This is a genomic window from Pseudolactococcus piscium (assembly GCF_002441695.1).
GTDB lineage: Bacteria > Bacillota > Bacilli > Lactobacillales > Streptococcaceae > Pseudolactococcus > Pseudolactococcus piscium.
Genome location: NZ_JXJW01000073.1, coordinates 1 through 308 on the forward strand (window position 1 = coordinate 1; position 308 = coordinate 308).

At 39.9% G+C, this 308-nt stretch carries 1 protein-coding gene; it reads left to right on the plus strand.

Annotated elements, in window-relative coordinates; genetic code table 11:
* A partial coding sequence (locus tag RU86_RS11880; RefSeq protein WP_096815458.1) for a TIGR04197 family type VII secretion effector occupies window positions 1–283 on the plus strand: 283 nt, incomplete at its 5' end.
* Window positions 284–308: the final 25 nt, after the last annotated feature.

Sequence of the window (308 nt, forward strand, 5' to 3'; positions counted from 1 at the left end):
AGAAAGCGGGTTATTCATGGCAGGTAAAATACGATCGAATACTTTAGATGCACAGGATGCAATTGCAGCATTGACGGGCTTAAATGACATGTCAAGTTTTAAAACTGTTGACTTTGGTGATAGTAATGTGCAAGCGATGTTGAATGGAAAACAACTAGCGAATGAACTGATGAATGATGTCTCCAAAATCACTTCTTGTGTCTTAACACAAGCTAATAAATTCCCTGAACTCGCCAAGCAGATTGCATTACGTGATAGTCAAGATGCAAAGGGGTGGCACTAATGCCTAAAATCGTGAGAGAAGACGA